The organism is Lysinibacillus capsici, from assembly GCF_020217405.1.
Classification (GTDB): Bacteria; Bacillota; Bacilli; order Bacillales_A; family Planococcaceae; genus Lysinibacillus; species Lysinibacillus capsici.
Genome location: NZ_CP084108.1, coordinates 1,386,434 through 1,402,511 on the forward strand (window position 1 = coordinate 1,386,434; position 16,078 = coordinate 1,402,511).

Sequence of the window (16,078 nt, forward strand, 5' to 3'; positions counted from 1 at the left end):
CGTGAAAGTGTCAGAAAATATTTCAGTATTAGTAGTAGATGACGAGGATCGTATTCGCCGCTTATTAAAAATGTATCTTGAGCGAGAAGGATACCTTGTTGACGAGGCCGAAAATGGAGAACAAGCGATCGAGAAATCTTTAGAAAAAGAGTATCACTGTATTTTACTTGATATTATGATGCCTGAAAAAGATGGGCTAGAAGTGTGTGCAGAAATTCGAGAGCGCGCAGCAACACCAATTATTTTATTAACTGCCAAAGGCGAAGAAGCGAACCGTGTACAAGGCTTTGAGCTTGGTGCAGATGACTATATCGTAAAACCATTTAGTCCTCGTGAGGTTGTGTTACGTGTGAAGGCTATTTTACGTCGTTCACAGGCTTTCTCACCAACGACTAATGCATCTTCTTCAAAAGATTTAGTGGTGTTCCAACACTTAATGATTGACCATGATGCACATCGTGTGACTGCAGAAGGCATTGAGGTTAATTTAACACCGAAAGAGTATGAATTGCTGTACTTTTTAGCGAAATCGCCAGACAAAGTATTTGACCGTGAACAACTACTAAAAGAGGTATGGCATTATGACTTCTTTGGTGATTTACGTACAGTGGACACACATGTAAAACGTTTACGTGAAAAGCTCAACCGAGTTTCTGAAAACGCTGCTAAAATGATTGTGACGGTTTGGGGCGTTGGATACAAATTTGAGGTTGTCAATGAATAGAATATGGAATAGTGTTGTCGGGAAGCTATGGGTAACCATATTGCTTCTCGTTTCATTTGTATTATTTGTTTTCACGGTATTAATGCTTGAATTTCTTCAAAATTACCATATGCAGCAAGCAGAAATTTCATTGCGACAAACAGCAGCAACGGTAGCAAGTATAGTAGATGACAATGAAACAGCCGAATCTACCTCTGAATTATTAAAAGATATTTTACCTACAGGGACGAATGCATTGATCGCTATCAGTCATGTTGAAGTGTCCTTTGCGATGCAAGAGGGTGTCAATAAAAAAGAAATACAAGATACTATATTAGCCAATAAATCTTTTCATGAAGTGTTTCAATCAGATGAGCCGATTATTAAAGAAATGATGATGCCTTCTTCAACTGATCAAGAAAAGATGGAATCTTATGTCGTACTTGGTTTTCCCCTAAATGTTGAAAATGCAGTACATGGAGCTGTCTTCATCTACCAAAGCCCAGATGCGCTACATAAAACGTCTAAGGAAACTACGAAAATTGTCTTTTTAGCAGCCTTCATAGCATTTGTGTTGACGACATTCTTCGCATTCTTCCTTTCTTCACGTATAACTTCGCCATTAAGAAAAATGCGTGAATTAGCTTTTGAAATTGCAAAAGGGAATTTTGAAGCGAAAATGCCTACTACCCAAAATGACGAAATTGGTCAGCTTGCCGTTGCCTTCAACCAAATGGGCCGTCAATTAAAGCATAATTTAGAGGTTATCAATCAAGAAAACGAACAGCTTTCTAATATTTTGACATCTATGACAGATGCAGTGATTACGTTTAATAGAGATCGTACAATATTATTAAGTAATCCACCAGCTGAACGTCTAATGCAAAAGTGGTTTGTGAATAAAGGTTCACAAAGTGCAAAACCTATCCCGCCAGAGCTTTATCATATGCTTGATCATGTACTGATGTTTGAGGATAAACTAGAAGAGGAAATTGAAATGGATGGCAGCTATTATACATTTACTATTAGTCCCCTTTATAGTGGTGAAATGATACGTGGCGCTGTGGCTGTAATTCGTGATATGACAGAACAGCATCGCTTGGAAAAACTAAGATCCGATTTTATTGCCAATGTCTCCCATGAGCTCCGAACACCGATTGCCATGCTTCAAGGTTACTCAGAAGCATTAATGGATGACGATTTTATTCAGGATCAGGAAGAGCGAAATGAGATTACCAAAATTATTTATGATGAATCGAAGCGAATGGGTCGCCTTGTGACAGATTTATTAGATTTGGCACGTATGGAATCAGGGCATATGACGCTTTATAAAGATGAATTACCAATTAATTCTACTTTTGAACGTATTACACAAAAATTTGCACAGGTAGCAAAAGAAAAGCACGTTCGTCTGCTGTTTGAGAGTGAATTTAATGACGAGGCCATGATTAATATAGATGAGGATCGCATTGAACAAGTGCTTACAAATTTAGTTGACAATGCCCTGAGACATACAGATGAAGGGTCTGTGACTGTAAAAGTAGAGCAGGAGCCGACATTTGCTAAAATATCTGTTCAAGATACAGGACATGGCATCCCTCAAGAGGACTTACCCTATGTCTTTGAACGTTTTTATAAAGCAGATAAGGCACGTACTCGTTCCAAGGGTGGAACTGGTCTCGGCTTAGCCATTGCTAGAAATATTGTCAAGGCACACTCAGGTAATATTATGGTAGACAGTGTGTTGAAAGAGGGTACGACCTTCACGTTTTATTTACCGTTCGATTAATAACAAGTATTGCTATTAATTGGCTGTAACTTCTATGAATGTAAGACGACAAATATTATAGAACGGGGGTGGAGTGCTTTGAATGACTCCGTGTTCCATCGACTATACGATGCATATCACCAAGACGTGTTTCAGTTTTTAATATATTTAGTAAAAAACCGTACACTTGCCGAAGATTTAGCACATGAAGTTTATGTACGAGTGTTGCGCTCATACGATCAATTTGCAGGCAATAGTAGTGAGAAAACTTGGCTATTTGCTATTGCTAAAAATGTAGCAATTGATCATTTTAGAAAGCAAGCTGTACGTCAAAAGCATTCACATGATTTCTTTGACTGGGAAACGGAACAGCTCCATTCAACCACGCCATCACCGGAAGATATGCTACAGGCCAGTGATGAATTTATGCAGGTAGAATCAGCACTTGAAAACTGTACAGGCGACCAAAAAATGGTCATTATTATGCGCTATTTTCAAGATTTATCGATTGCAGAAACAGCGCAAATACTAGATTGGACAGAAGCTAAGGTAAAAACGACCCAGCATCGAGCCATTAAATTTTTAAGGCAACAGCTACAGCCGATTAGAGAACAGGAGGCGAAACGGCAATGACGCATAAGCCATTTGATGATGAACAGCTTGAACATGTCTTGAACAATGCCCCTAAGCTTTCTGACCGCCGTTCAAAAGAAGAAATATTAAATCGGTTAATGGCAGATGCTCGCTTGCAGGATAATAGTCACCTACAAGAAGCGATACAACAACCTATAGAGAATGAAGAAGCACAACAAGCAAGTAAATCTTTAATACAAGATGAACGACCATCACGATTTAAGTTCCGAAAAATGCCGATTTTTACGAGTGTAGCAGCAGTTTTCGCGATAACGGTACTCGTTGGCTTCATGTTCATGAATAATGACGCTAGCCAAAAAGATCTAGCTAGTACGCCAGAAACGGCTAATTACGCTACGTTACAGGAAGATCGTTCTGCTAAAGAGGCAGCTACCCAGGATGAGGCACTTCAATCCAGTATTGTATCGGAGCATGAGCGTATGCTATCTTTACGGTCGTCTGTCTATGAGGAAGATGTGAAAGATGCTGTCGTTTTCCGTATTGGTTTGGCAGGACGCGATGCAGAAAGTGTTCCAATGACATATGTGATACCAAATGAGCGTGTAGCAACTGATTTTGGAACAGAAAAGCCTTCTACCCTACAGATGTATGAAAAATATGCTCCTCAAATAGATGAAGAAGCCAAAGGGTTTACGGATTATCATCCTTTTAAAGGTGAACTGAAGGAGAAGGAAGACAAGCTTGTCCACGTATTACCAAAGGACAATGACTATGATGTTGCATCAGCTACCGTTAATGAATACAAAGGGACTTTAGAGGATACCTTCTCGGATTCTGAATATACGGAAGTTGAGATTCAAAATGAAGATGGCACACCTTATGAGTTTTCTCAGGAGGGTGAGCCAAGTCAAGCCATGTCATTAACAAACGCCAAGCATTTTAATTATTATTTATACCAAGATGGTAATGGGGCAGAATACCTGTCACCAGATTTCCGTCAAACATTTGCTAATGTTACAGAAGCACTTACACTAATGAAAAACAAAAATGATGATGTTTATGTAACAGTGGTTCCTGAAAATGTAACATATACCGTGAAAGAGGAAGCAGAAGGTGTAGTCGTAACATTCGATATTCCCTTAGATTTAGCATCAATGGAGCCAATTCGCGCTACCCAATTGATTGAAGCTATGATGTTAACTGCTGCTAGCTTTGACCAACAATTACGATTGGATAATGTGGTCCAAGAAAGCTGGGAAGGATTCGATTTAAAAACGTATTTGCCCAAGCCTGTGGGGCCAAATAAACAATATATGCCTTAGTCAAAATCAAAAATGGAGCATTCCTGTAACATGGAATGCTCCATTTTTACAATACTTACAAATCTAATCGGAATTTTTTAAGCAGAACTATTTACTTTTTCTTAATAATTAATTATAGTAAGGTTGTAGTATAAAATAATATGATTCATCTTCGGGGCAGGGTGAAAATCCCGACCGGCGGTAATAGAGTGGTGAACCGTTAATGTTTCCATTAACTCGAATGGTTTATGCTTCGCTCTTCAGCCCGCGACCTGTGCAAATTTATTTGCATGGCTGACTTGGTGTAATTCCGAGGCCGACAGTTAAAGTCTGGATGGGAGAAGATGGAGGTACGATCGTCATTCATTGTTATGAAATAAACTATGACCGAGCGCTTTTTTTGTATGGCTTTTTAAACGGTGCTCAAAAATAGTTTAAATTGACGCTTATTCGTCATGCCTTTCTCCCTTGTGCTCTTCATGCATAAGGGTTTTTTCGTGCTAACAATTGAAAGATCGTCACCTTTCTTCTTGCGAGATTGAATCAGCAAAGAGGAGAGAGTTTTCTATGAAGAAAAATGTTAAACTCCAATCGTTTATTACGATTGGTATGCTGAGCAGTATTTCGTTTTTATTAATGCTTTTTAATTTCCCAATTCCACCATTCCCAGCATTTTTGGAAGTGGACTTTAGTGATATGCCTGCATTAATAGCAGCCATCACAATGGGGCCTGTAGCTGGTATTTTAGTAGAATTATTTAAAAATGTATTGGATTGGATTTTCTCTGGAACGCCAACAGGTGTGCCAGTAGGTCATATGGCCAACTTTGCAACAGGTATTTTATTTATTTTACCAGTAAGCCTTATTTTTAATCGCTTTAAAACAATTGCTGGTCTTGTTGGAGGTTTAGCGACAGGAACAGTCGTAATGGCAGTAGGGATGAGTATTTTAAACTACGCAGTATTTTTACCGATGTACACATACTTCTTAGGAATGGAACCTGTTGTAGGTGACTCACTTTATAAAATGATTATCGCTGGGATTTTACCATTTAACATTGTGAAAGGTATTTTATTAACGGCTATTATGGCGTTTTTATTTACCACAATGCGCAAATGGATCGACCGCCAGCGTTCTATCTATATAACAAAATAATTTTTACTAACCTCGGGTCAATATACCTGAGGTTTTTTTGTTGGAAGGAACAATAGATAGGAAAAAGTGTGAAGAATAGAAGAACAAAACTAACGGATAAATACAGAAAAAAGTAATAGGGTAAAATAGTTAACTAGTACTTTATAATTATAACCTAGTCGAAAGCTACATTTTCATGTAAAATAGAGAAGAGTTTAGAATGTTTGAGGAGTTTGAAGAGATGAGTGGAAAAAAAGGACAATGGTCTAGTAAATTAGGTTTTATTTTAGCATCAGCTGGTGCGGCGATCGGACTAGGGGCAATTTGGAAACTTCCCTATGTAACAGGACAAAGTGGTGGAGGAGCATTTTTCCTTATCTTTGTGTTATTTACCTTGTTAATAGGACTACCAATGTTATTGTCCGAGTATGTGTTAGGACGTGGTACACAATCCGAGGCTGTAACAGCGTATAAAAAAATTGCTCCAACTAAGCCAGGCTGGGCTTGGATTGGTCGAATGGGCGTGCTAGGCTGTTTTTTATTATTAACTTTTTATAGCGTAGTCGGAGGTTGGATCTTTATTTATAGCGGGCTAGGTGTAGCTGGCGCGGTAATTGATCCAGCAGTAGATCCAGCTGAATTATTTGGAAAAATTATAGGCACGCCATGGATTACGCTAGTTGGTCTAGTGTTGTTTACATTGGTCAACGTACTTGTGATTTCATTAGGTGTACAAAATGGGATTGAAAAGGCCAATAAATGGATGATGCCGTTACTTTTCATAATGTTCATTGTCCTTGTTGTGCGTGCTGTTACATTAGATGGGGCAATGGAAGGGGTAAAATTCTTCTTATGGCCTGATTTCTCGAATATTACGGGTAAGGCATTATTAGAAGCCCTCGGGCAATCGTTCTTTGGGTTAGCAGTTGGCTTTTCTTGTCTAGTTACATATAGCTCTTATCTAAAAAAAGATGTCAGTCTTCCGAATTCAGCAGGTTCTGTAGTGCTGTTAACCGTGCTTGTTTCATTTTTAGCAGGTTTAGCAATTTTCCCTGTTGTGTTCGCCTTTGATTTAGAGCCAGCAGCGGGTCCGGGTTTGCTATTTATGGTGCTACCAACAGCTTTTAGTCAAATGCCATTCGGTGAAGTGTTTTTAGCTATGTTTTTATTGCTATTTTTATTTGCTACATTAACGTCATCATTTAGTTTATATGAGATTATCGTCGCGGCATTTATGGAGCATAGTCAGAAATCCCGTCCAATGTGGACGCTTATACTTGGTATAGTCGTATTTATTGCAGCTATTCCAGCAGCACTTTCTTCGAGTGTTTTATCGGATATAATGATTTTCGAGAAAAGTATCTTTGATGCAACCGATTTTTTAGTGTCAAATATCATGCTTCCACTAGGGAATTTATTCATTGCTATTTTTATTGCCTATGTAGTAGATAAAGAATTTGTGAAGAGAGAATTGCTAACGGGTAGTCAAATGGGACAAGGCTATTATTCGACATATCGTATGTTAATGCTAGTTGTTGTACCGATTATCATTCTAGTTGTGTTTGTTAATATGCTACTGCAGTATTAAAGAAAAGGTATATTCTGCCATAGGAAAAATACCTTCTCTTAGTGTTAAAAACATAACAGTCAATAGAAAGGTAGAAATGGATTTCTATTGAAGGCTACTTGCTTTCCTGTGGGCGAGTGCTAGCAGCTTCCTCCGTGTAGGGGCTCACCTGTCTCGTTAACCCACGGGAGTCAAGAAGCCTTCCACACCAACCCAAAAAATCTCAATCTTTTTAGTAAAGGTTTTCAAATAAAGTAAAGGAGTTCATTACTCTTTATGAAGAGGTGTTGTCACTCAGCACTTCACCGCATTGAAAATAAGAGCCTATCCCCTCTAAGAATCCAGATAATGGGTGATTTGATCACTATGCTACTATGAGGTAAAGACACTTTGGAGAATGGTTGATAGCGTCACTCCTATGGGATTTAGCGGCTCATCGGACGCCCCCCTGGAAAGGACGCTGGCGGAACGGAAATCAACCTCTCGCCTTGCAAAGTTGCTATTTCTACCGTTGACTTCTTCTTTTTTTAACAACATAAAAAGGTGTATTCCGTCTAATAGGAATACACCTTTTATTATGATTATAGAGATTAATAATCGTTAAGTGATAGCTCACCTAGCCAATCTTCTTTAATAATCTTCCTTGCTTGTTCTTCACTTTCGGCAATAGGGAATACTTTATCAACCTGTGAAATAGCGAATAAGTTGCGAATGAAATCATCGACGACAATAATGGCGATTTTCTTATCTTTTACAGACACCTTCTTAGCGAAATTAACGATCATACCGAATCCAGTACTATCAATATTTGTTACCTTTTGCATATTGATAATGTATCCGTGTTTTGTGTCTAAGCTAAGTGTTTGAAGCTCTGACTTTATTTCTTCAATCATCCCGTATTCTAAATCGCCTGTAAACGCAATCACTATATAATCAGCCTTTGTGTCAATATTCATTGCAATTTTCTTCTGATTCATCCTATAGCGCCTCCATTTTTCTTTTCTTGTTTGGGGAGTTATTCAAACTTAAATTTATTCACTTCATTTTGTAATTTATCAGCAATTGATGATAACTCATCTGAGCTTTGTGTAATTTCTGCAACAGTCGCATATTGTTCTTCTGAGGTTGCGGCAATCTCTTCTGTAGCTGCTGCAGCATCCTCGATGATGCGAGAAATATCTTGGATAGCCTGTTGCACACCTAAGGAGTTGTCGTTAACATGTGTAAATGCCACTTTCATTTGTTCCACACCTTCTTCAGTTTCGACAACTTTCTCCACAATTTCTTTTAAGGCACTTCCGCCTTTATTGATGATTGTTACTTGCTCCTCGACAGCTAGTAAATTACTTTCCATTGTCCGTACGGTCACAGATGTTTCCGCTTGGATATCATTAATAAGATTAGTAATTTGTCCAGCTGCTAAACTTGACTGTTCAGCTAACTGACGAACCTCTGATGCAACGACAGCAAAACCTTTTCCTTGATCACCTGCTCGTGCTGCCTCGATGGCCGCATTGAGTGCTAACAGATTCGTTTGTTCTGCGATGCCAGTGATAACGGTAATAATACCACCAATTTCTTCAGAGCGCTTGCCTAATTTTTGGATAGAATCAGTTGCATAAGACACTGTTTTCGTAACATCACTTAGATGCATAATCGCTTCATTGATGGCTTCTTCTCCTTTACGCGCGATATGTGTGGATTCGATAGCACTGTTTAAAGTGATTTCGGCCTTTTGTAAGCTCTTTGATACTTCTTCAATCGTTTTTTGCATCATTGAAACTATTCGCTCAGCCTGATCAGATTGAGTGGTAGTACCCACGGCGATTTCATTCATTGTTAGTGCGATCTGATTAGATGCTTCACTTGTTTGGTGTGATGATTCTGCCAAAGTGTGTGACGACTTTGCAATTTGATGTGCACTACCAGCCACAATCTTTATCGTCTCTGTTAAATGATTTTTCATACTACTAAATGCGCGTGCTAATTCAGCGATTTCATCTTTGCCTTTAGGGTTTAACAGTTTAACATTTAAATTTAGTTCTGCTAGTTCCTTGGCATTGGTACTTAGAATGTTAATAGGATTAACAATTTGCTTTTGTAAGAACCAACTAATTCCTCCGATCATTACAATGGCGATTACTAAGGAAATCGCTACATTCTCCAGTGCTGATTTTGTGGCAATGCTTATATAGGGAGCAGTAGGAACAGCGGTTGCCCATACACCGATAACCTCGCCTTGACTATTTACAATCGGATCATAGGCTGCTTGATGCAAACTTCCTAAGACATTTGCAGAACCGATAAAGCGCTTTTTTTCTCCTAGCACAACAGTAGCAACCTCGTCAGAAACCTTGGTATTTAAAGCGCGTTGACCATTATCCACTATATTGGTACTTATACGCGTATCGTTTTGAAAGATGGAGACAGCATTCCCATTTGTGAGTTCTCCAACTTTATCAGCTACCTCAAAGTTTTCTACCATATTGATATCGCCCTTATAGAGTTGGTTGTTTTTAATGGACCATTCTCCAGGATATTTAGCGTCTAAATATTCATAGCTTAACTGTATATCTGATAAAAGCTTTGTATCAGCACTTTCTAATAGATTGTTCTTGGCAACAAAAAAATTGACTCCTGCTAAAAGGGAGGTAAGTAAAATAATACACCCAAATATAAGCAGATTCATTTTCTTTCGTATAGATAACTTCATTAAAACGCCCCCAATTTTACGTTTACTTTATAGATGAATCTTTTTGGAAATACCAACTAAAAATTTTGTTTTAGAAATATTTTCGAACCAAATATGGTCGACCATATTTTTGACAAAAAATAAACCGCGTCCACGATCAGCATAATCAAGTTTGTCTAAATCGAATTGAAGAACTTTGTCCCAGTCCTTTTCGTCAATGCCTTTTGCTTCGTCAGTGACTGTTATTTTTATTTCTTCGTTTGATTGGGCTACATGTATTTGAATCTCCTTTTGAACGGGTGTATTAATTTTTCCCATAGCCTCTATGGCATTGATGACTAGTTCATGAACAACAAATCTTAATTCTCGTTTATAAGGTAGATTATATAAATCTGTATAATTCTCCATAACTTGATCAATAAAGGCTATAGCTTGTGTATCAGGATTTACATTGAGTGTGAATTCCATCTTCAATCACCTACCCTTTAATGTAATTGTTATTGAAACGACTGTGATGTCATCGCTGTAATCATTATCAAATAAATTGTACTTTTGAGAAAACTTTTGTAGTGCATAGCTGTTATCCTGTGAAGCATAAGCGTAGAAAAAGTCCATATCAATTGAGTTTTGCTCGTTCAATGTTAATAGTCCATCCGTATAAAGAATAATACGATGCCAGCCTGATAAAGGTATTGTTTTTTTATTTATTTGAATAGTAGGGAATAGTCCGAGGATAGGCGTATTCGCTGGGAGAAAGACTGTTTCTCCATATTTTCCAAATAAAAAACCAGAAGGATGAGCCGCATTCACATAGTGCAAAGTTCCGTTTTTTGTATCTAGAAGTATGTAGATTGCTGTCATTAAAAAACGGTCCATATCTTCATCAGAAAATAGCTCGTATATTTGGCGGTTAAGTTCTTGGATTACTGCTACTGGATCAATTAACTTAGTAATCATTCCTTTTAGTAATGATCTGATGGACATAGTAACGAGTGATGCAGCTATGCCATGCCCCATTGCATCGTACAGAAGAATGGCGGTTAAATGGTCATTAATCTTAAACCAACAGTACATGTCACCTCCTAGTGTATTGGATGTTACATAAAGACCATCAACCTGAAGTTGCTCAAGATTTAATGGAGGAGATAGTGCGTTCTTTTGGAATTTTTTTGCAACAAACAAATCTTTTTGAATCATACTTTCTTGCTGCTTTCGAAGCTTGGCTTCCCTCTGATATTTTAAGGCTACTTGAATTCGAGTCTTAAAATGAGTAAAATCAAACGGCTTTAAAATAAAATCGAAAATTCCTGCTTCAAAAACCCTATCGATTGTTATGTTTTTTTCGTAGGTAGTAGATAGTAGGATAGGGACATCTATCCAATTTTTAAGTACATGAATGTGCTGACAAATTTCCTCGCAATTGCTGAGTGTCATTTTAGTGTCAAGTACGATTAATTCCAGCTCATCTTTCAAAGATGAATCTACTAAATAGTTCATTGCTGCTTCCGTTGTTGAAAAGCAATGAATATTTGGGATGCTTATACGATGAAAATACTTTTGCAGACGTAGCACATCATTACTTACGCTGCCAATAATTAATACTGACATGCCTACTAAATTCACCGCCTTATGTATCTATAACTAAGTATTTCCTGGAAGCCAACATAATGTTTTCTAACCATAATTATATACTCCGTATTTACTTATAATATGAATAAAATAAAATTCTAATTTGCTATAAATTTACCAATAAATATCACATTATACAAGGCTTTTGTGATATAAAGTAAAACTTAATCAATAGGATTTTTGACATCTTGGTTCTTGGATCGTGTTCACGGGTTATCTTTTTAACGATGTTCTTGATATACCTATATTTGATGTATGCGGAAGAAATGAATCCCTCCTCTCTAGTCATGATACTAGACTGTTTGTTTTTAGAGGCACGGAGAAATTTGTAAGACTAAAGGCCTTTTATAAAAAGTAGTAATTTTGCCCTTATTTAAAGATGAAAAATCGCTATTTGTGATGGAATGTGGTTAGAAAAATTAATCTAAAATAGGGATTAATGTATTCGATAAAATGCATGTTATAAAACCTTACATACATATTGCTTATTCTAAAAAAATAATGTATTTTAAGATCAGTTACAAAAATACGTGTTAATTAAAATTACATTGGAGTGGTGAAGAATGAAACATTATACCAAAGAAGATATTATACGCCGAGTGAAGGAAGAAAATGTGAAATTTATTCGCCTACAATTTACGGATATTTTAGGGACAATCAAAAATGTGGAAGTTCCTGTCAGCCAATTAGAAAAAGCGCTAGATAATAAAGTTATGTTTGACGGCTCTTCAATCGAAGGCTTTGTGCGTATTGAAGAATCAGATATGTATTTAAAGCCTGATATCAATACCTTCGTGATTTTTCCTTGGACTGCTGAAAAGGGGAAGGTAGCTCGTTTTATATGTGATATTGCAAGACCAGATGGCACACCGTTTGAAGGAGATCCGCGCTCCAATTTAAAACGCGTATTGAAGGAAATGGAGGAGCTGGGCTTTACGTCGTTTAATTTAGGGCCAGAGCCTGAATTTTTCCTATTCAAGTTGGATGAAAAGGGGTATCCGACACTGGAATTAAATGATAGTGGGGGCTATTTTGATTTAGCGCCAACTGATTTGGGAGAGAACTGTCGTCGTGATATTGTTTTAGAGCTAGAGGGAATGGGCTTTGAAATTGAAGCGTCTCATCATGAGGTAGCACCAGGCCAGCATGAAATCGACTTTAAGTATGCGAGTGCTATTGAGGCATGTGACAATATCCAAACATTTAAACTGGTGGTAAAAACGATTGCTGCACAGCATGGTCTCCACGCAACATTTATGCCAAAGCCACTATTTGGTGTCAATGGATCAGGAATGCATTTTAATCTCTCATTATTTGAAGGTGATAATAATGCCTTCTACGATGAACATGCAGACTTGCAATTAAGTGCAACCGCACGTAGCTTTATGGCAGGAATTATGAAGCATGTGCATGGCTTTACGGCTATCACGAATCCACTTGTCAATTCCTATAAACGATTAGTACCTGGCTATGAAGCCCCTTGCTATGTAGCGTGGTCTGCTCAAAACCGCTCACCATTAATTCGTATTCCAGCAGCACGTGGACTATCTACACGAATTGAATTGCGTTCAGTTGATCCAGCAGCAAACCCTTATTTAGCAATGGCTGTTATTCTAGCATCTGGGCTGGATGGCATACGAAAAGATTTAACGCCACCAGCTGCGGTAGACCGTAATATTTATAAAATGACAGCAGCAGATCGGGAGTTGAACGGGATTGATAGTTTACCATCCTCATTAGAATTTGCGCTTATCGAATTAGAGATGGATGCCATTGTTCGTGATGCATTGGGTGACCATATTTACGATAAATTTACAGCTGCCAAAGAAATTGAATGGAATAAATATCGCACACGTGTCCATAACTGGGAGCGTGAGGAATATTTAACGATGTACTAAAGGTGTTGGGGCTTTTTTAGCTCCAACTTTTTTGTGTGACATGTACTTCTTTTTGCTCTATCATAAGATTAAAGGAGTGTGGACAATGACACAGATAACTCAAGTTGTGACAATTCAAAACAATGATATTGTGCAATTTGAACTTGATATTAACCGAGCTTTAGTAGATTTAAAAGGCTTTTTCATACTTGATATCAAATACAATACGCTCTTTATTGGAGAGCAGACGGTCATCCATTCCGCTTTAATTATTTATCAGCAAAACGATTACACCATTTAACAAGAGGGTCATGTCGATGAGACGTGACTTTTTTTTATTTAAATAACGATAAGAGAAATACCCGATCTTCTGGAAATGTTAGGGGTAAAAGTGCTACTTCCTCTTTAGATTTCCATGCTATGTCATATATTAATTCATCGGGATCATGTATCATCATTTGTCCACCTGTTAAGATGGTTTGAAAATAGCGAACTTCCACTACTTCATTGTCCTTATAATAAATTTCCTTAATAATATCTACTGTATAGCCTGTTTCTTCATAAACTTCTCGTATACAGCAAGTCTTAAAATCTTCCGTGGCCTCTTTTCCACCTGATGGCACAGTCCAAGTTTTCTCTTCATCAACAGTTCCTTGTAAAACCATTAATAACTGATTACTTTCATTCAAACAAATAGCAGCAGCACCTAGCCATTTCATCGCAAAGTCCCCCTATATCTTCTCTTATCCCGTTTTACCATTTAATAGAAACTATTGTAAATATATTTTAGAAATATTTTGGATGTTTTTTTGATTTTTACTACAATGGAATTTTAAGAAAAAATAGTGAGTGTGATAAGAAATTAAAAGTGGGGAGCTAGTCAAAAAATGCTTTCCATTTAACCTGTCCGAAGTTAGCATAAAAAGACAGGTTATGCAGCAATATCTATTTTAAGATGGAATCAAGGAGTGAGAGCAATGAGTTGGGTTGAGTCGATACAGAAGGCCATTAATTATATGGAGGAACATTTATTAGAGGATATTACGATTGAACAGATTGCACAGGAGGTTAATTCCTCTGTCTTTCATTTTCAGCGAACATTTGCCATTTTGACAGATATGTCTATTGCTGATTATCTACGGCGAAGAAGATTAACGTTAGCTGCACAAGAATTGCTGGGTACTGAACAAAAAATAATCGATCTCGCCTACAAATACGGCTATGAAACTCCTGAAGCCTTTACTAAAGCGTTTCGAAAACAGCACCATGTAACGCCTAGTGAAGCAAGAAAGAAGCAAGGACCATTACAATCATATAATCGCCTGGTCATACAGGTAAGCTTGAAGGGAGCAGAACCAATGAAATATAAAATTATTGAAAAAGACAAGTTTCAAATTGTGGGTGTAAAAAGAACATACAACTGTCAAAATGGAGAGAACACAACGGAAATACCTCTATTTTGGCAAGAGATAAACCAAAGTGGCTTTGATCATCAGCTATATCAATTAAATAATGGCACAGTCAATGGCGTATTAGGTGTTTGTGTACCAAATACTGAACAGGAAAAAAAGGGCTTCATTGATTATTGGATTGCTACTGATCATGTAGGAGAAGTAGGAGAAGATCTCTTAACAATGGAAGTACCTGCATCCAAATGGGTTATCTTTGAAGTACATGGACCTATGCCTGATGCAATGCAAAATACGTGGAAACAAATTTATTCAGAGTGGTTCCCATCCAACCCATATGAACCAGCAGGAACAGCGGAGTTGGAGGTTTATCCTGAAGAGGATGCTTATAGCCCTGATTCGTATTCAGAAATTTGGATTCCAATAAAGTAAAGATGAAATGGATTTAGTCAACGAATAGTTGACCAAATCCATTTTTGTTGTAATGATGCTTTATGGAATATAGTTCAATACAAGATGCTAAGCTTTATTAAATGAATTAAATAATTGTATCTTTTCAAACACAACTCTTTCGATAGCATCCATACCTGTCTTTAAAATATCTGGTGGGTTATATAAATTTTGATTATTTGTAAGTATTTCACGAATAGCTTGAGCCCATGCTTGATTACATTCAGTATTTACGTTTATTTTAGCATGGCCATATTCAATCGTTTGAATAATTTGATGCTCAGGAATACCGGAGCCGCCATGTAAAGATAAAGGAATATCGTTTAGATGTTCAGAAATTTCTTTCATTAAATCAAAGGCAAGCTGTGGTTCGCCTTGATAAGGTCCGTGAACTGAGCCTAATGCAGCTGCTAGTACATCGATATTTGTCGATTCAACTAACTGATAGCATTCGTTTGGATCTGCATACTTAATACCTGAAGTAACACCATCTTCTGTTCCACCGACAGAACCGATTTCTGCCTCTACTGAAACGTTATACCTTTTGGCATAATCGACAACTTCACGAGTTGTAGTAATATTATCCTTTAAGGGAAGCTTAGAGCCATCATACATAACAGAACTATAGCCTGCATCAATGGCTTCCATGCATCGTTCAACTGTAAAACCATGATCTAGATGGAGGGCTACGGGTACTGTAATGTTCATCTCTTTTATCATTCTATCGGCTGTAGCAGAGATTAATTTAAATCCACCGAGATAATCAACGATTCGATCTGATGATGCTAAAATTACAGGTGATTTCTGTTGTTCAGCAGCACGTAATATGGCTTCTATCCATTGGAAACTATTAATGTTAAATTGTCCAATAGCATAATGGTTTTTTTTTGCCTGTGGCAATAAATCCTTTAATGTGACAAATCCCATAACATTCACCTCGTCTTCTAAAAAACT

15 protein-coding genes and 1 riboswitch are annotated in these 16,078 nt (G+C 37.5%); of the genes, 9 read left to right on the forward strand and 6 right to left on the reverse strand.

Going from position 1 to position 16,078, the window contains the following annotated elements; genetic code table 11:
• The first annotated feature begins 7 nt into the window (after positions 1–7).
• From LCP48_RS06545 to LCP48_RS06570, 6 genes are all read left to right on the forward strand, one after another.
• Positions 8–724 carry a response regulator transcription factor gene (locus tag LCP48_RS06545; protein ID WP_004232215.1) on the forward strand — a complete coding sequence of 239 codons (717 nt, stop codon included), beginning with the start codon at positions 8–10 and terminating at the stop codon, positions 722–724.
• Entirely contained in the window at positions 717–2,492 is a 1,776-nt protein-coding gene (locus LCP48_RS06550; RefSeq protein WP_048391287.1) for an ATP-binding protein, read from the forward strand. The genes LCP48_RS06545 and LCP48_RS06550 overlap by 8 nt, the downstream gene beginning before the upstream one ends.
• A 78-nt stretch (positions 2,493–2,570) precedes the next feature.
• Positions 2,571–3,104, forward strand: a complete 534-nt coding sequence (sigX, locus tag LCP48_RS06555; RefSeq protein WP_009370717.1) for an RNA polymerase sigma factor SigX — start codon at positions 2,571–2,573, stop codon at positions 3,102–3,104.
• Positions 3,101–4,387 carry an RNA polymerase subunit sigma gene (locus LCP48_RS06560; protein ID WP_225340804.1) on the forward strand — a complete coding sequence of 429 codons (1,287 nt, stop codon included), beginning with the start codon at positions 3,101–3,103 and terminating at the stop codon, positions 4,385–4,387. Before sigX ends, LCP48_RS06560 begins: the two co-directional genes overlap by 4 nt.
• A gap of 143 nt (positions 4,388–4,530) precedes the next feature.
• Positions 4,531–4,716: riboswitch (FMN riboswitch) on the forward strand.
• A 217-nt stretch (positions 4,717–4,933) separates the two neighbouring features.
• Complete coding sequence (locus LCP48_RS06565) at positions 4,934–5,521, forward strand: ECF transporter S component (RefSeq protein WP_004232226.1); 588 nt, start codon at positions 4,934–4,936, stop codon at positions 5,519–5,521.
• Between the two features lie 220 nt (positions 5,522–5,741).
• Positions 5,742–7,088 carry a sodium-dependent transporter gene (locus LCP48_RS06570; protein ID WP_225340805.1) on the forward strand — a complete coding sequence of 449 codons (1,347 nt, stop codon included), beginning with the start codon at positions 5,742–5,744 and terminating at the stop codon, positions 7,086–7,088.
• 569 nt (positions 7,089–7,657) lie between these two features.
• On the opposite strand, the gene LCP48_RS06575 is transcribed toward LCP48_RS06570, so the two are convergent.
• From LCP48_RS06575 to LCP48_RS06590, 4 genes are read right to left on the reverse strand one after another with little or no spacing between them, the layout of a single operon-like run.
• Complete coding sequence (locus LCP48_RS06575) at positions 7,658–8,044, reverse strand: STAS domain-containing protein (protein ID WP_004232228.1); 387 nt, start codon at positions 8,042–8,044, stop codon at positions 7,658–7,660.
• 38 nt (positions 8,045–8,082) lie between these two features.
• Positions 8,083–9,780, reverse strand: a complete 1,698-nt coding sequence (locus LCP48_RS06580) for a methyl-accepting chemotaxis protein (RefSeq protein WP_004232229.1) — start codon at positions 9,778–9,780, stop codon at positions 8,083–8,085.
• A 27-nt stretch (positions 9,781–9,807) separates the two neighbouring features.
• Positions 9,808–10,227: an ATP-binding protein gene (locus LCP48_RS06585; RefSeq protein ID WP_004232230.1), complete on the reverse strand. Its 420-nt coding sequence runs from the start codon at positions 10,225–10,227 to the stop codon at positions 9,808–9,810.
• Between the two features lie 6 nt (positions 10,228–10,233).
• Positions 10,234–11,367, reverse strand: coding sequence for a response regulator (locus LCP48_RS06590; RefSeq protein ID WP_004232231.1), 1,134 nt, complete (start codon positions 11,365–11,367; stop codon positions 10,234–10,236).
• A gap of 584 nt (positions 11,368–11,951) precedes the next feature.
• Here LCP48_RS06590 and glnA point away from each other — a divergent pair.
• Together glnA and LCP48_RS06600 are read left to right on the forward strand one after the other, a co-directional pair.
• Positions 11,952–13,286 carry a type I glutamate--ammonia ligase gene (glnA, locus tag LCP48_RS06595; RefSeq protein WP_004232232.1) on the forward strand — a complete coding sequence of 445 codons (1,335 nt, stop codon included), beginning with the start codon at positions 11,952–11,954 and terminating at the stop codon, positions 13,284–13,286.
• Between the two features lie 85 nt (positions 13,287–13,371).
• Positions 13,372–13,566, forward strand: coding sequence for a hypothetical protein (locus LCP48_RS06600; protein WP_004232233.1), 195 nt, complete (start codon positions 13,372–13,374; stop codon positions 13,564–13,566).
• A 34-nt stretch (positions 13,567–13,600) separates the two neighbouring features.
• On the opposite strand, the gene LCP48_RS06605 is transcribed toward LCP48_RS06600, so the two are convergent.
• A complete protein-coding gene (locus LCP48_RS06605) occupies positions 13,601–13,984 on the reverse strand; it encodes an NUDIX hydrolase (RefSeq protein WP_004232234.1) in 384 nt (127 codons plus the stop codon).
• 258 nt (positions 13,985–14,242) lie between these two features.
• On the opposite strand from LCP48_RS06605, the gene LCP48_RS06610 reads away from it, so the two are divergent.
• Positions 14,243–15,106: an AraC family transcriptional regulator gene (locus LCP48_RS06610; protein ID WP_225340806.1), complete on the forward strand. Its 864-nt coding sequence runs from the start codon at positions 14,243–14,245 to the stop codon at positions 15,104–15,106.
• 87 nt (positions 15,107–15,193) lie between these two features.
• Here the strand turns inward: LCP48_RS06610 and fba are convergent, their stop codons facing one another.
• Positions 15,194–16,051: a class II fructose-1,6-bisphosphate aldolase gene (fba, locus tag LCP48_RS06615; RefSeq protein ID WP_004232236.1), complete on the reverse strand. Its 858-nt coding sequence runs from the start codon at positions 16,049–16,051 to the stop codon at positions 15,194–15,196.
• Positions 16,052–16,078 lie beyond the last annotated feature (27 nt).

Excerpts from the sequence above, each read along its gene's own strand:
- fba (WP_004232236.1), bottom strand. The coding sequence starts at position 16,051 with ATGGGATTTGTCACATTAAAGGATTTATTGCCACAGGCAAAAAAAAAC.
- LCP48_RS06560 (WP_225340804.1), top strand. The coding sequence starts at position 3,101 with ATGACGCATAAGCCATTTGATGATGAACAGCTTGAACATGTCTTGAAC.
- glnA (WP_004232232.1), top strand. The coding sequence starts at position 11,952 with ATGAAACATTATACCAAAGAAGATATTATACGCCGAGTGAAGGAAGAA.
- LCP48_RS06550 (WP_048391287.1), top strand. The coding sequence starts at position 717 with ATGAATAGAATATGGAATAGTGTTGTCGGGAAGCTATGGGTAACCATA.
- LCP48_RS06610 (WP_225340806.1), top strand. The coding sequence starts at position 14,243 with ATGAGTTGGGTTGAGTCGATACAGAAGGCCATTAATTATATGGAGGAA.
- LCP48_RS06585 (WP_004232230.1), bottom strand. The coding sequence starts at position 10,227 with ATGGAATTCACACTCAATGTAAATCCTGATACACAAGCTATAGCCTTT.
- LCP48_RS06575 (WP_004232228.1), bottom strand. The coding sequence starts at position 8,044 with ATGAATCAGAAGAAAATTGCAATGAATATTGACACAAAGGCTGATTAT.
- LCP48_RS06580 (WP_004232229.1), bottom strand. The coding sequence starts at position 9,780 with ATGAAGTTATCTATACGAAAGAAAATGAATCTGCTTATATTTGGGTGT.
- LCP48_RS06600 (WP_004232233.1), top strand. The coding sequence starts at position 13,372 with ATGACACAGATAACTCAAGTTGTGACAATTCAAAACAATGATATTGTG.
- LCP48_RS06565 (WP_004232226.1), top strand. The coding sequence starts at position 4,934 with ATGAAGAAAAATGTTAAACTCCAATCGTTTATTACGATTGGTATGCTG.
- LCP48_RS06605 (WP_004232234.1), bottom strand. The coding sequence starts at position 13,984 with ATGAAATGGCTAGGTGCTGCTGCTATTTGTTTGAATGAAAGTAATCAG.
- LCP48_RS06590 (WP_004232231.1), bottom strand. The coding sequence starts at position 11,367 with ATGTCAGTATTAATTATTGGCAGCGTAAGTAATGATGTGCTACGTCTG.
- LCP48_RS06570 (WP_225340805.1), top strand. The coding sequence starts at position 5,742 with ATGAGTGGAAAAAAAGGACAATGGTCTAGTAAATTAGGTTTTATTTTA.